This is a genomic window from Leptospira interrogans (genome assembly GCF_900156205.1).
Classification (GTDB): Bacteria; Spirochaetota; Leptospiria; order Leptospirales; family Leptospiraceae; genus Leptospira; species Leptospira interrogans.
Genome location: NZ_FTNA01000017.1, coordinates 55,034 through 69,581, shown reverse-complemented (window position 1 = coordinate 69,581; position 14,548 = coordinate 55,034). Strand labels below are relative to the sequence as shown.

Annotated in this window: 11 protein-coding genes and 1 pseudogene; 10 read left to right on the top strand and 2 right to left on the bottom strand. The window is 35.2% G+C overall.

The window, feature by feature from the left end; all coding sequences use genetic code 11:
• Window positions 1-323: 323 nt before the first annotated feature.
• From BW942_RS14100 to BW942_RS14055, 10 genes and pseudogenes are all read left to right on the top strand, one after another.
• Entirely contained in the window at window positions 324-1,292 is a 969-nt protein-coding gene (locus BW942_RS14100; RefSeq protein ID WP_002970824.1) for a sodium-dependent bicarbonate transport family permease, read from the top strand.
• 354 nt (window positions 1,293-1,646) lie between these two features.
• A pseudogene (locus BW942_RS14095) lies at window positions 1,647-3,599 on the top strand (alginate export family protein).
• 18 nt (window positions 3,600-3,617) lie between these two features.
• Window positions 3,618-5,339, top strand: a complete 1,722-nt coding sequence (locus BW942_RS14090; protein WP_000636540.1) for a proton-conducting transporter transmembrane domain-containing protein — start codon at window positions 3,618-3,620, stop codon at window positions 5,337-5,339.
• Window positions 5,306-6,193 carry an NADH-quinone oxidoreductase subunit H gene (locus BW942_RS14085; protein WP_000402670.1) on the top strand — a complete coding sequence of 296 codons (888 nt, stop codon included), beginning with the start codon at window positions 5,306-5,308 and terminating at the stop codon, window positions 6,191-6,193. The genes BW942_RS14090 and BW942_RS14085 overlap by 34 nt, the downstream gene beginning before the upstream one ends.
• An 18-nt stretch (window positions 6,194-6,211) precedes the next feature.
• Window positions 6,212-6,832, top strand: a complete 621-nt coding sequence (locus BW942_RS14080; RefSeq protein WP_000536350.1) for a formate hydrogenase — start codon at window positions 6,212-6,214, stop codon at window positions 6,830-6,832.
• Window positions 6,829-8,037 carry a proton-conducting transporter transmembrane domain-containing protein gene (locus tag BW942_RS14075; RefSeq protein ID WP_001048144.1) on the top strand — a complete coding sequence of 403 codons (1,209 nt, stop codon included), beginning with the start codon at window positions 6,829-6,831 and terminating at the stop codon, window positions 8,035-8,037. Before BW942_RS14080 ends, BW942_RS14075 begins: the two co-directional genes overlap by 4 nt.
• Entirely contained in the window at window positions 8,038-9,438 is a 1,401-nt protein-coding gene (locus BW942_RS14070) for a hydrogenase large subunit (protein WP_001258166.1), read from the top strand.
• On the top strand, window positions 9,435-10,256 hold the full coding sequence (locus tag BW942_RS14065) for an NADH-quinone oxidoreductase subunit B family protein (RefSeq protein ID WP_000835444.1): 822 nt from the start codon (window positions 9,435-9,437) through the stop codon (window positions 10,254-10,256). The genes BW942_RS14070 and BW942_RS14065 overlap by 4 nt, the downstream gene beginning before the upstream one ends.
• Window positions 10,257-10,436: 180 nt before the next feature.
• Window positions 10,437-11,222: a hypothetical protein gene (locus BW942_RS14060; RefSeq protein ID WP_000361312.1), complete on the top strand. Its 786-nt coding sequence runs from the start codon at window positions 10,437-10,439 to the stop codon at window positions 11,220-11,222.
• Window positions 11,219-11,764, top strand: coding sequence for a hypothetical protein (locus BW942_RS14055; RefSeq protein WP_000770187.1), 546 nt, complete (start codon window positions 11,219-11,221; stop codon window positions 11,762-11,764). The genes BW942_RS14060 and BW942_RS14055 overlap by 4 nt, the downstream gene beginning before the upstream one ends.
• On the opposite strand, the gene BW942_RS14050 is transcribed toward BW942_RS14055, so the two are convergent.
• Both BW942_RS14050 and BW942_RS14045 read right to left on the bottom strand, forming a co-directional pair.
• A complete protein-coding gene (locus BW942_RS14050; protein WP_001244702.1) occupies window positions 11,729-12,136 on the bottom strand; it encodes a response regulator in 408 nt (135 codons plus the stop codon). The two genes, BW942_RS14055 and BW942_RS14050, sit on opposite strands and share 36 nt — an antisense overlap.
• A 111-nt stretch (window positions 12,137-12,247) precedes the next feature.
• Window positions 12,248-13,663, bottom strand: coding sequence for a hypothetical protein (locus BW942_RS14045; RefSeq protein ID WP_001158622.1), 1,416 nt, complete (start codon window positions 13,661-13,663; stop codon window positions 12,248-12,250).
• Between the last annotated feature and the right edge of the window lie 885 nt (window positions 13,664-14,548).

Here is a 14,548-nt window from a genome sequence, read left to right as displayed (position 1 = left end):
ACATAAGAACCTGTAACAGATTGGATATTAACCAATAATCGATACATTTATTACCTTTTTAATTCTTAAAAAACGATTTTTTTTAACGTTTTTACGTTAGGTCTACAATTTACAAAAATATTCTGGAAATTCCAAATAAATCGATTTTTGAAAAAGTGATTGTCCAATTTTATAATCTTGGAAAGTCTATTCCTTCAGTAGGGATTGTAGAGAGTAGGTTTCAATTTCTTTTCCTTCCCTTTGTAAAATTACAGATTTTTCAAATCTCGATTTGTAAATTTCGATCGAAATTTGAAATTCTTAAATCATGGAGTTAGCTGATTATGGACACGCACGCAATTTTAGAAAATGTGCTAAACCCGCCAGTGTTGTTTTTCTTCCTTGGGATGGGAGTAGTCTTTTTTAAATCGGATTTGGTTATTCCCGAATCCCTGTCTAAATTCTTTTCAATGTATCTACCTTTCGCCATTGGCTTTAAAGGAGGACACGAGTTATCCAAAACCGCATTCAGTCAAGAGCACCTTTTTACTCTGATTGCATGTTCAATTATGGCAATTATAGTTCCTATCTATGCCTATTTCGTTTTGAAAATTAAACTCGATAAACACAACGCCGCCGCCTTAGCAGGTTCCTTTGGTTCCATCAGCGCCGTCACATTTGTAACGGCAGGCGCTTTTTTACACAATTTGAAGGTAGAATACGGAGGGTTTATCGTCGCTGGAATGGCTCTGATGGAATCTCCTGCGATCGTAATCGCTGTAGTTTTAGACCGTTTAAATAAAAATAAAATGAACGGAGGCGGGGCAATCAACTGGAAGGCTTTGTTACACGAAGCTCTTTTTGGTTCTTCAATTTATCTTCTAGTCGGGGCTCTGATCGTAGGTTATATTACTGGAGATTCCGGTTGGAAAGCAGAGAAAGTTTTCGCGGATGATCTATTTAAGGGAATTCTTACATTCTTTCTTTTGGATATGGGTATTTCAGCTGCTCGTAGATTTAAAGAACTCGCTAACGTTGGATTGTTCCTAATTATTGCGGCTATTGCTTTGATGATCGTAAATGCAACACTAGGTTTAATTCTTACCAAAGTAATCGAGATGCCAGCGGGAGACGCTTTGATGTTTGTCGTTCTATGCGCTTCTGCTTCTTATATAGCCGTACCTGCCGCTATGAAAGATATGATTCCGGAAGCAAACCCGAGTATCTATCTTACGGTTGCACTTTCGATCGTCTTTCCGATCAACATAGTCGCGGGAATTCCGCTCTATTACTATCTCGTGACTTTAACTTAAGGAAAAAGGTTTCATTTTCTCGACAATCGTTTTTACAACTCATTTCAAAACTCTAATTTTATTTTAGGATCAAATTTGAGTTTCCTGAAAGATTGTCGAGAAAGTTGGATTTAGAATTATTCCGAACCCGTAGGAAATAAAAAATTGAGCCTATCAAACAATAAAATCCTACAGGTTTTGGTAGAATTTTCTTATAAATCGAATTTTTATTTGAATTCTTTTTTAAAAGAATTCATAAAATCTTATATTCGTTTTTTAAGTTTAACACTTTTTGAATGAATTAAAATCCGGTTTGTATTTTTCCTAATAGTCTGTTATTAGAATTTCTTAAATAAAAAACGAAGGGTTAATCAAATGACTTCGAACCAAAAAAAACATTCTGTAAAAATAGGTTTCATTTTTTTCTTTCTCCTCTCTTTTGGAAGCGGAGCGTTATTGTCTCAAACCGCTCAGGTTACGGAGAATAAACCTTCCGTTGAATCCCCTGCCGCTACAAAGCAGGTAACCGATACAAAACCCGAAGACGCGGATTACGTTTCTCCTATGAAAAAGGAAGGGGTAAGCGCCGAATACAATCGACATATGTTCATCGACCCAGATCTTTCTAAAACCGTGAACAAATATTCCAATAAACTTTGGGTCAACGATTGGATTAAGTTAGGATTCTATCTAAGACCTAGATATGAATCCAGAAACAATCTCAATTTCGATAAATCCAATCACGCTTATACCGATCGTATCATGCAGACTTCTGCATTTTATTTTCTAATCGATCCAAGTCCGTATGTAACTTTTAAAATCACAGTCCAAGATACCAGAGTTTGGGGCGGCGCTTCTCCAGCAAACGTAGGAGACATTCGTTCTGGTTTTTTTAGTAACACTCCTACTCTGAGTTCTGATCCAAACGTTCCTGGTAAACCTAGTAATTCAATCGCTTCCAACAATACGAGCATTAGAGAAGCTTTTGTGATGATTAAAAAACTTCCTTTAGACGCAAAAGTACAAGTTGGTAGACAGATTTGGGCTTATGGAGACCAGAGAATGTTAGGTGGTGCGAACTGGACCATCAATGGCCTTTCCTATGACGGCGCCAGAGTTATGTTCGACTATGATAGTTTCAGTTCCCATTTTTTTGTAGCAAGGCCCTTTTGGACTCAAAGCGGTGTAAACGGAGTTGTTTCAGCAAATGACCCTAAGTTAAATTAGACCGTAGCGAATACAAACCCTTCTGCGTCTCAATCGGACACAACTCTTTTTGGTACTTATAATACTTTCAAAATTTTGAATGAAGTTGTTTTAGACGTTTATAATATAGATGTGGTTAAAAAATGGATTCCTCAAACCACTCCTTCTTCTACTGCAGATGACGTCCTAGCTCAAAACCGTAAAAAGCAAAACGACATGCTTTACACGACAGGTTTTAGACTTACAAACAGAACCAACAAGAACAACCTTCCTCAAGGAAGAGGTTGGGACTGGACAATCGAAAGTGCTTGGCAAAACGGTTATAATGGCCAACGAATTCATCAAAAGTTCTTTGGTTATGATCTTCCGGCTACAACAGAAGACGGTATTCCTCTTGCTAATACTAAAACGGAAAGAGTCAAGTACTCAGGACAATTTCATGTAGTTCAAACCGGTTATACCTTTGCGGAAAAGTTAAGAATAGGCGCTCAATATACCTACGCTTCCGGAGACAACAATAGGGCCGATGGAAGTATTTCTACTTTCCAAACTCTTGTCAATCCTCGTTTTGGAGTGATTCCTTATTGGAATAACGTGGCGGGTCTTTCCGAAAATATTGATACTAAAAATCTAAGTTCTTGGAACGCGAACATTACTTATAAAAATGAAAAATGGGGTATGTTCCAAATCGCTTATATTATCAATGATAAGGTTCAGAAAAATGACGCTTGGTACGCGATCAACGGTGGTGCAAATTCTATCGCAGGTTCCGCACTCTCTTCTCCTGTAGCAACGTCGACTAACGCAACTGGTGGAACCACTGCCGCCGGTTCGACCGAAAATTATACTGGAAATTCTTTTACACAACCGTATTCAACAGGTAGAAATATTTATAACGAATTGGATCTAACTTGGATGTTTCAGATAAATGACAATGTATCTATTTGGACAGGTGCAGGTTTCCTAATTGCTGGTAATTCAATTCGAAATTATAGAAACAGTCCCTTGATATACAACACAACAACAAACGAATTTGAATTAAATTCCGCCGCGTTTATGAAACAACATACCTCAGCAAACAACGCGAGCGTATTTTTCTTTCAGTTGAACGCTGCACTTTAAGAGGAGACTTAAAAGTCGATGATTGTTTTATCTTATCTGATAGTCTTAATGTCGCTTGTTGCGCCTTTTTTAGCGGCAAAAGTACTCGGTAAAAATTTTTTAGAGCAAGACTCGGTTTTATTTATTGCTCTTACTCTTCAAGCCGTTTTGGGATTCATTTCTTCCATTTATGTCTATGGATATGAACATCGTAAAAGGACTACTGTACTCTTAGGATACTCCGTATTCTTTCTTAGTACAGGTCTTTGTTATTTAGTTGGAAAGACATTATGGTTGATTCTATTTTGGGAATTGTCAACCGTCAACGCTTTTCTTCTTTATCAAGGAGGCAAATGGACTCCGAACTCCATCAAAAGTTTTATTGCGTTAGTCGTCGCGGGTGGAGTAGGAGCATTTTGTTTTACATATTGGATCTATTCGCCTAAAAGCGAATTTGGAAATATGTTTTTGGTAGCCGGGCTTTTAGTCAAAGCTGCTTTTTTTGGTTTTCATTTTTGGCTTCCAGAAGCACATTCCGGTTCTCCTGCTCATGCATCAGCTGCTTATTCCGGAATTCTTGTAAATCTTCCCTTGATTCTTTTTCATCAACTCGTAGCACCTTGGTTCGGAAATACGATCTACATTAAAATCTTAATTCCCCTCGCGGGCTTTGGAGTTCTCTGGGCGGGTCTTTCTTCCTTATTTTCAAGAGACGCAAAAAAGGCAATTGCTTATAGTACTGTAGAGAATATGAATTTTTTATTTCTCTGCATTCTTCTTTCCGCCTTATGGAAAGACAGCGAAGTGGAAAGTTTAAAAGTGTTGAGCAGATCTTTTTCGTTTTTGTTCATCTTATCTTTGATCCATCATAGTATTAGCAAAACGTTTCAATTTCTTTCGATCGGATACCTGACTAAAATATCAGGTTTTTCGAATGTAGATCAGAATACAGGAATAGGTAGAATTTCAGGACTTCCAACTTCTTTGTTAAGTTTGGGAACGATCAGTTTTCTTGCAATTCCAGGAACAACCGGATTTCTTTCCGAAGCCACCTTTGTAAAGTTAGTCGCAGGTGTTTTGGAAATTCCAGGACAAAGCGCAATTCTGATTCTCCCACTTTTGATTTTGGTTTCCTCTGGTTTAGTCTTAGGTGCAGCAGGACATTTAAGAATTTTCTTAGGAATGGTTTTATCCAGACCAAGAACAAACTGGCCGGAACACAAACCTTCCCGTTCAGTATTCTATTCTATTTTTTTTAGCGGTGTTTTGATCTTAATCGTTTCCTTTGGAATTTCAGCTTATGCTCTTTATCATTCACCCACCAAAGAATGGTTAGATGAAGAGTGGTATAAAGGTCTTGCGATCGTGAACTTTATCGGACTCGGGATGATTATACTGGTTGGAATTATGGGGTTGAGAACTAAAATTTCTAAAAGAAAACTTTGGGATTGCGGCGGGAATTATGGAGGCGCAGACATAGCGATTCCTTCCGACGGAATTTCAGATCCTCTTTTCCCTTCTTTGGGAAGATACTTCACAAACGTAGAAGGTAATTCTCGTTTGGACGAAGGAATACTTCAGGGAATTATAAAATTCTTAAATATGTTTAAGACCAAACCGAACGAAACAAACGAAGAATCGATTTCGATCAATCTCGCTTTTTCTTCCGTGACAGTGGTAATCCTTCTATTCGTAATTATCGGCCTGAAGTTGACCGAGGGAGATTTATGGAAATTATTCTTAAATACCTTGACCCGATAATTCGGGTTTTGTCTTTTATCGTTCTTCCGTTTTTATGCGGAGGACTGGTTCAAAAAATAAGATCTTATTCTCAAGGAAGAGTAGGCGCTCCCGTTTTTCAAATTTTCTACGACACTTGGAGAATGATCCGTAAAAAACCTGTGGATGGACCGTTCTCAGGATTTTTTACGGAGGCTTCCCCTCTCATAGCCTGTTTATCTGGATTTGCTGTTTGGAGTTTGACTAGTTTCGAATGGGGATCTTTTCTTTTGATTCCATTTTTAATCGGAATTATGAGATTTGCGTTACTCGCTTATTCTGTAGAAAACGGTACATCTTTCGCAGGAATGGGTGCAGCGAGAGAAGTTATACTCTATGTGTTCTGTGAACCAATTATGATTTTGGTTCTAGTAGTGTTTGAATCACATCTGGTATTTAATGCGAACTTTGCAAGTCTCGCGTTCGGCGGTTTATTTCTTTTAGGAACTTCTTTGATAATTTTAGCGGAACTCGCCAAACCGCCGTTTGACGATCCTAGAACTCATTTGGAACTTACTATGGTTCACGAGGCTATGTTGCTCGAAGCGTCCGGAAGTAGAAGGGCCCTTTTTGAATTGGCACAACAATTTAAAACATGCGCGTTATTTCTATTTGTAGCTAAGATGGGAGTTTATCACGGAGAATTCTTTTTAAATCGTTCCGTACCCATTTTTTGGCTCGATATAGTTGCGGTTTTAGGAGCGGTTTTTGTTTCAATTTGTGTGGGTTACATAGAAGCAAATAGTACTCGAAGAAAGTGGCTCTGGGTTCCAGAGTTACTCGGTTTAAACTTCATCTTCATGCTCTTTTTGGGCATTCTTCTTAAATTAGGTTGATCCTAAGGAAAAAGTTATATGGGAACAGAATTCAGTTATCTAATTTTACTTTTAATTGGAGTTGTGATTCTTCTTGAAAATCGTTTGAAAAGACTCGTTCTTCTTCTTGCGTTTCAGAGTGTATTTCTCTTAGTCCCTCTTTTCGAAGACGGTGGATATGGCACTCATAGTTTATTTCTAGCAGGAATGATTTTACTTTTCAAAGTGATCTTAACTCCCTGGATCCTTTTTTTGACTGCTAGAAGAACAAACTCAGTGGAATCTACTTTTCCCAAAGTGGGTTATATTCCTACTTTTGCTCTTCTTTTGATAGGAGCAATTGTTGGTTTTCTTATATTAGGTTTTACTAAATTTAGATTTGGTCAAGTAAATCAAATGTCCTTTTTATATACGTTTCTTATATTGTATGTAGGAATGGTAGGATTCGTGGTTCGTCGTCATTGGGTTGGGGTGATTGCTTCGTTTGCCGTTTTTGAAAACGGAACTTTTCTTTTGACTCAAATTTTAAGAACGGAACTTCCTTTAGGAATCGAATTTGGTTCTTTCTTAGATGCAGTGTTCATCATTGGAGCGGCTGCAACTCTTAGAATCAGTATGGAAGTTTCCTCCGAAAACGAAAAAGAAGAGGTGTCCGTATGAATCTTTTCATACTAAATGGAATCGGAGTAGTCGTTTTATTTCTGATTTTACTCGCGTATATTTTAGCACCTACTAAGGGTCAAAAAAAAATAGCAATGTGGTCTTTTCTAATGATCCTTTGTACTGGACTTACATTCGCGGCTTGGAACTTAGAAGGATTTGCTCTTCAATGGGTTTTAATCGAAGCGACTACTTTTACGGGAGCTTTATTAGTATCTTCTAGTAGAACTTCGAAATTGTTTCCGATCGCATGGAAATTTCTTTTAATCAACTCTTTTGGACTCGGGATCGCATTTTTAGGAATCATTATTCTAACGGCAACGTTACACGGAATCGATCATCCCGTAGAAGTTCTAGCAGGCAAATTATCCGAACATCCAGAAAACCTATGGCTTGAGATCGGGCTTTGGTTAGCGATTTTTGGTTATTCCGCAAAATTAGGTCTTTTCCCAAATCATGTGTGGGTCGTGGATACTTATGGAGAAAGTCCAAGTCAAATCTCCGCCTTAATCGCAGCATTCGTTCCGGTTGCGGTAAGTTATGCGCTACGTCCATTCATCCACATGGACCACCAATTGTATCCGACAACTTTCAGTGCTTCAGACGGATTGTTGATTTTAGGAATTATAACGATGTTACAAAGTATCGTTGCTCTCTATCAAAGAAACGATCTCAGAATGATGACTGCGAAGGTTGCCTTATTTCACAGCGGTGCAATTGGAATTTTTCTTTGGATGGATTTACCCGATCCAGTTTTTAACTTCGTGATGGCCGGAAACATAGTTTTAAAAGCAGTATTGTTCTTAACGATGGGAATCGTAAGAATGGACGCCGGTAAAAGAGAATTGAGTAAGATTTTTCTTTCTGAAAAAATCAACAAGAAGGCACTTTCACTTTATACTGCGTCTTTGTTCGTCGCATTTGTACTTCCAGGTTCTCCGATTTTCGTAAATGATCTTTTACTTTTGAAAGTCGGTTGGGCTCAAGGCCAATGGTTCGTGATCACGGTTCCATTTTTAGGATTGATCTTTTTTGGTGTGTTACTCTACAAAACAGTTCCACTTTTTAATTTAGAGGACAGGCCTTTTGCAAAAGAGTTTGCGAGTACTTTACAGATCCGTATGACAAACTCTCTTTTACTTTTTATAATGGTGTTGGGTCTCGGTATATGGGGTTTTTATCATCTACTGCAAGGAGAATTTTGAATGCGCAGCGTAACTGGTTTCTATCCTAGAAAAGGAAAAAAAGGTTACAACCGTTTCTGGCTTTCAAACGAAGGAATAGAACATGAAATCGTAGAATACTCCGAAAAGGAAGCTTTTGAAGATACAGCAAATCCGATTTGGATTCTCAGACATTCCTTAGGAGTAGATCAGGGAGAAGAAGATTATTCTTCTTATGATTTTGAAAGATATATTACCGCCGATCGCAAAACAGATCTGGAAAAATTTGTAACTAAAAAAGGTATTAAAGATTTAGTATATAAGGGATTAAAAGTACCAATTCCAGCAAGTCATTATTCCCACGCTGTCGGGCCGATACACGCGGGTGTAATTGAGCCGGGACATTTCAGGTTTATCGTAAAAGGTGAAGAGATTCGAAGTTTGGATATTAGACTCGGATTTCAAAAAAGAGGTTTGATCGATTTAATCAAAGGAAAAGGTCCCAAAGATTCTATACCTTATGCCGAAGCGATTTCGGGAGATAGTACAATTTCCTACGCGATTGCATTTTCCAGGATTTTTGAAGAAGCCCAAAACATCGCAGTTCCTCAAGAATTGGATTTTGCTAGATTAGTACTTTTAGAACTGGAAAGAGTCGCAACTCATATAGGAGACATGGGAGCTATTGCGGGAGATATAGGCTATTACCCTCTACAAGGTGTATGTTCATTACAAAGAGGAATTCCTCTTGGAGTAATGGAAGCGTTAACTGGAAATCGATTTGGAAGAGGAGCTTTGTCTCCAGGTAAAATCTTTTTTAGAAAAGGACTCGATCGAAATAAATTAAAAGAACTTTCAGAAAGAATTCGTTCTGTGACAGAAGAAGTCGTAGGACATTTTGAACGCGCCGCCGGAAGATCTACAAATCGAGAAAGACTACAATCTTGCGGAGTCATTCGACAAAAACAAGTTAGACATCTTGGATTTATAGGTATGGTGGAAAAATGTACCGGACTAAATAGAGATTTACGTAATTTAGAAAAATCTTATGCATTTAGTTCCCCAATTTCACTAGAGTTAAACAGAGATCAAATGAGAGGAGACGCGTGGGCCAGATTCTATCTTCGTTATGAAGAATTAAAAAATAGCAGCAAGTGGCTTGTAGAAGCGATTCCTAAATTGGAAGCAGCGCTCGATCTTAAGTTTGGAAAATCAAACCCAGTCAAAAAAGGAATGTATTACTCCGCAGTAGAAGGTTGGAGAGGACCTGTACTTGTATCCTTGGATTTGGATTCAAACGGTACGATCGAAAACACTTATATCCGAGAAGTTTCCGTTCCCAATTGGCACGCATTAGAATTAGCGGTACGAGGGGAATATATAGGGGACTTTCCACTAAATAACAAATCCTTCAATCTGAGTTACGTAGGAGTTGATTTATGAAAAGTATATTCGAAATATTGAATATTATTCGTCCCGCAAAGACGATGAACTATAAAAAAGTATCCCCTCTAAATCCAAATGCGAGAGGAATTCCTATTCCGGTTTTATCTTCAAACGAATCTTGCCTAACTTGCAAATCCTGCGAACAGGTCTGTCCAACTCATTCCCTCAAGATTATATCTAAAGATAAGATGAGTTTTGATTACGGTGCTTGCCTTCAATGTGGAAAATGTTCCGAGGTATGTTCTAACGGAAAGATTATAGATTCCGGTTTTGTTCATGTATATTCGACCGATCGTGAAACGTTACAAGTAGTATATACAAACGGAATGCCAGATGAAAAACCGGAAGTGGAAACGGAAGAAATAAAACAATTCAGAAAGGTTACTAAAAAAACCGGCTTTCAATTTAGAGAAGTAGCGGCTAGTGGAAATAATACGACCGAAGCGGAAATTAATGCAAGTTTCAACGCTCTTTTTGACAGTGAGGCAAGTAAGATCCGAGTAGTAGCTTCTCCAAAACACGCAGACGCACTGGTATATTCAGGGCCGGTAGGGCCAAACATGGAAGGTCCCTTAGACACAGCCTGGGAAACTATGCCTTCTCCAAAAGCACTTGTAGCCTGCGGATCGGAAGCCGTTTCGGGTGGTCTTTTTAAATTAGGTAAACTTCCAAAACAACCGGATTTATTTATTGGAGGTGATCCTCCTCGTCCTGATGTAATCGTTTCTGCGTTTCGTTATCTAATGGGAATCTGGGAATTTTCTTTTAGAGCAGAACTTTCAAAACACGTTCAAAATTTAAGGAATACTAAATAGTCTAACAACAATTTGGCGTAAAAATCAGAAAAAACCGTCTTTTAAATAAATTGATGGGAATTTCCACGAAATCGTGTCAGTTTTATACTGGGAGATTTTCATTGATTTTATTTCTTGCAGAAAATTAAATTCAGCTGATTTCTTATGCCTATCCTGTATTAGTTTAAGAATTTCCAGTTGATGGACAAACGAAAAAATATCTATAGAATTTTAAGATTTATAAGTTCAAATACAAAAAACAAAATTCCCTACTTTATCATCATACTTGTCACTTTTTTCAAAATAAAAAGAATTACTCTTTATTACACAATTTACAGTTATTTAGAATGGATTGATAATAACGTAGATAATAATTTATCAGATGAAGTAGAAGTAGAAAAATTTTTACAAAATCAAAAAGAAATATTATTTTTTAATCGAGAGCCAAATAACGAATTTGAATATTTAGGGAAGCTAATATTCTTATCAAAACATAGCGAGAACTATAAACCTCTCTATGAATCATTTTTAGAAATTCAAAAAAACGATTTTAAAAGAAAGTTTAAACTATTAGATCGAGTTTCCCTCGAAAATAGGAATATAAAACTTGGAATCTTATCGCTAAAAATTTGTGCTTCTATCTTTAAAGATAAAAAAATTTTAAATGACCAAATACAATTAGATACATTGGCTAAATTTTATATTCAAGTAGATAATTTAATCGATTATAAAAAGGATTATAAGATTGGTTACATTAATATCCCTTTAGAAATTTATTCGTTTAAAAGATACGAAGAATTTTATTTCTCCGATCCTAAAGTGCGCAATTATTTGGAAAATTTGAAAGTAAATTTATTATTAAAATCTTCTCAATGTGAAAACATACTAAGAAATTATTCATACTTTTCTGTCTTCGGAATATTTCTCAAAAGTATGTTTCTTCAAAAGAAAAATAAACTTCAAAAATTCAAATTAGAAACATTGTGAAATTAAAATATTCTAAATTAATCATGGTAGGCCCAACCAATTCCGGAAAAACGACAACTTCTTATAAATATAATAGCAAAAAATCGAGAATTTTTAATTTTGATCAAGAATATAAAAACAAACTCAATATTAAACTTATCGGAAAAAAAAAGTTCAGAACGATCCACCAATCCGTACTAGATAAAATTATAAAAAATGAAAACAATCTTTGTGTGTACGAAGGATCACATTTAATTCTCCCATATTTATTCAACACAATTATAGAAACTATAAAAAGCGAAAGTTTAGTGTTTATTTTATTCGATTTTTCTTTTTTCGATCTATGGATAAGAATGAAAAATAGGCCTTCGTATCGAAAAACTAGATTTGAAAAGTTTATGCTTTTGTTTATTACTTATATACTTTTTTCATTAAATAAGAATATTCTTACTAAAAAGCTAAAAGAAAAAAATATTAAATATATTAAAATCAAAAATTCAAATTTATTACCTGATGAAATAGTTCGATTAATAAATTACCAACTTTCCATTTATAACGTCTGATTTTCTACAAATGCCATTTAAAGCAAAACTGAATTTTATAATACGATAAAACAGGATGAAAAAAATACGATAATCAAAGATAGTAGACATCAATATAATTTTAATTCTATCGTTTCGTTTTCTTAATCTATGAACCAGATAAAAACCAACTAATCTTTTTCTTATTGTAATATCACAGAAAAAAACTTCAAAGTTTCCTTTTAAGATTTTTTTATATCCACTACGAATATTTTCAGCACATGATATTTGTATCGTTTCTTTTTTTGAAAGTAATAAAGAACTTAATTGTTGTGCATATTTTTGATTATCATCTACGATAATAATTTTCTGGTTTGAAGATATTAGAATTAAATTTGATTTTTTATTCCTCATAAACCCTAACTACTTTAAAATTTCCTCCTACGGTATAATTCCAAAACAAAATATTGAATACCATTATATAGTGAATGTATGTCGTATAAGTAAAATCCATTTTTTGAATATTTAAATAAATTTACCCATTCTTTCTGTAGAATAAAGAGCTTCTCTTGACTTCAAACTCATACTTGAAAATAAGATTTCCGAATTGATTCCACTTAAAATATCTACTGGATAAGTAATTCGATTATCTCTTTTAGTATGGATTGGATAAAAACGTTTTTGATCCCTATACGAATAGGTGGTTAAAACTACCGTTTCTACATTCTGAAAAACCTGTTCCAAGTTTCTGAGTAATGTATTCGTTTTAGAAGAAATGTTTTCGTTAATATCTTCCCAAGCAGAAAGTTCCCCGGAAATTTCAATATTAAGATGTACTAAAATAGGGTTTTGATCGGATTGTTTTGTTCGATTTTTTTCTAAAACTTTTCGAGCTACATTTAGAGCGTCTATATCGTTTCCTCTTCCCGTTTTGACAAGAATGGCCTTGTTTCTTTGGAGTAATTCGAAACCGTCTCCATAACAAATCAACTCTTCTGCGTGATCCAAAATTTTCCACCTTTCGACTTCGTTTAGATTGGATAACTTTCGTTTATGATAAAGAGAATAAGCAATATTCCAAACCGATTGATACAATAATGCGGGGATCAAAAGAGGAGGAAGATCTTTGACAGAAAAAAGTTTTTGAGTCAAAGCATTAAATAAGTCCGGTTGTATCAATTTTTGTGAAGCGAAATCGTCTGAAACGATAATACCAGTTACTTCTCGAATCAAATATGTTTTCATACAGAGAGAAGTTTGAAAATCGTTAAAAAAAAGAAGTTCCGGTTCTGAAAGCAATTCTTCCGGAGTTTTAAATCCCACATACCTTGCCGTGGAAGAATCCTTAAGAGGATATTTTAAGAAGGAACGATGAAAAATATCAGAACAGTGTTTAAAATCGAAATCTTGAATAAATTCAGTTGTGTCCAAAACGGTTCCGTTCTCAAAAATTAAAGTTTCCGCCATCGAATCGGTATTTGTAATTCCTTCCATAACGTAAAGTCTGTCTTTTTTAAAAATTTTACGAACGGCTTGTGTCTGCTCTTGAATCGCCTTTCTTGCTGCTAATTCGTCGTGATTGTGAGCAGCACAACCTAAACCGTGTAAGTCAGATCTATGCATATATGCAATAAACAAAGCGGGGGTATTAGGAGTGTTACAAGTCGCATCGTTGATCAATCGATCGATTCGATTCCAAAACCAGAAATTATTTAGGTTTGTCGAAACGATATTTCCATCGGTCCTGCCAAAACGAATCGTAGTAACCGGATAACCTTTCAATTTACTTCCGTGAACTCTACCATCGATACATTTTGTAACAAGGACCTTGGGAGCACGAATGCTAAATTCGTGGATAACGTGTTTCATCCTATGGATGGTTTCGGATTGAAGAATATTTTCTTCTAAATATCGATCTAGATACCGATGAACTTCTTGCACGATTACCTCTTTTTTTCAGTAAGTTGAAAAAACTTTGATTGTAAATGGAAAACGTTTTCTAATCGAACCGGAATTTAGCGTCCAATCATAACGATTAAAAGATAATTGTAAAATTTATTTTACATCGATTTCAGATTTCATAATAAACTTTTCTACTTTATTGTAATTTATTATTGAATGATTTTATAAAAAGTTCCCAAAACGCCGATTCAATTGTAAAAATTTTTCAACATTCAATCTTACAAAGAATCTTTTATAATATATTAAGATTGTTTAAAAATTAATTTCCCATCCGCTTCTATTTCATTGAAATAGACGATTAAAAGCAGTTTTGTTTATTTAAATTGCGGAATTTTTCAACGAATCTATTTTTAATTTGATTATAATTACCACTAAACACTTCATAAGCAATTATCTAGAATCTAAATGGTATATCTTAAAATTTATGATGCCGTCATAAATATCAATGAAACTGAAATTTGGTTGTTATTTTTGGATTTTATCAACTTTTCCTAAATTATTCTTGAGATAACTTTTATAAAAAGAAGATAAATCAAATTGCTTCCAAACAAATAAATCGCGGGAGTTTATTAGAATTGTTGAAAAATTAATTCTCCATCTTGTTTCTGTTTATGAAATAGTCGATTGAAGCAGTTTTGTTAACCATTGCTATAGAATTTTTCAACAACTCTATTTTAGAATTTTTTGGGCACGGTCAATGATTGGAATTGATCATTCTTTTAAAGAGACGTAATTTGTAGGAACAACTACAATTTCAGATTTCACAGTAAAACTCTAAAAACGAAATCAATTGTTCAATCGAAGTTATTCTTACATTCTTTTAAAAAATGTGGGAACTCACACAAGTTGAAATAAAAAAGAAAC

Excerpts from the sequence above, each read along its gene's own strand:
- BW942_RS14090 (WP_000636540.1), top strand. The coding sequence starts at position 3,618 with ATGATTGTTTTATCTTATCTGATAGTCTTAATGTCGCTTGTTGCGCCT.
- BW942_RS14050 (WP_001244702.1), bottom strand. The coding sequence starts at position 12,136 with ATGAGGAATAAAAAATCAAATTTAATTCTAATATCTTCAAACCAGAAA.
- BW942_RS14080 (WP_000536350.1), top strand. The coding sequence starts at position 6,212 with ATGGGAACAGAATTCAGTTATCTAATTTTACTTTTAATTGGAGTTGTG.
- BW942_RS14100 (WP_002970824.1), top strand. The coding sequence starts at position 324 with ATGGACACGCACGCAATTTTAGAAAATGTGCTAAACCCGCCAGTGTTG.
- BW942_RS14070 (WP_001258166.1), top strand. The coding sequence starts at position 8,038 with ATGCGCAGCGTAACTGGTTTCTATCCTAGAAAAGGAAAAAAAGGTTAC.
- BW942_RS14075 (WP_001048144.1), top strand. The coding sequence starts at position 6,829 with ATGAATCTTTTCATACTAAATGGAATCGGAGTAGTCGTTTTATTTCTG.
- BW942_RS14065 (WP_000835444.1), top strand. The coding sequence starts at position 9,435 with ATGAAAAGTATATTCGAAATATTGAATATTATTCGTCCCGCAAAGACG.
- BW942_RS14060 (WP_000361312.1), top strand. The coding sequence starts at position 10,437 with ATGGACAAACGAAAAAATATCTATAGAATTTTAAGATTTATAAGTTCA.
- BW942_RS14085 (WP_000402670.1), top strand. The coding sequence starts at position 5,306 with ATGGAAATTATTCTTAAATACCTTGACCCGATAATTCGGGTTTTGTCT.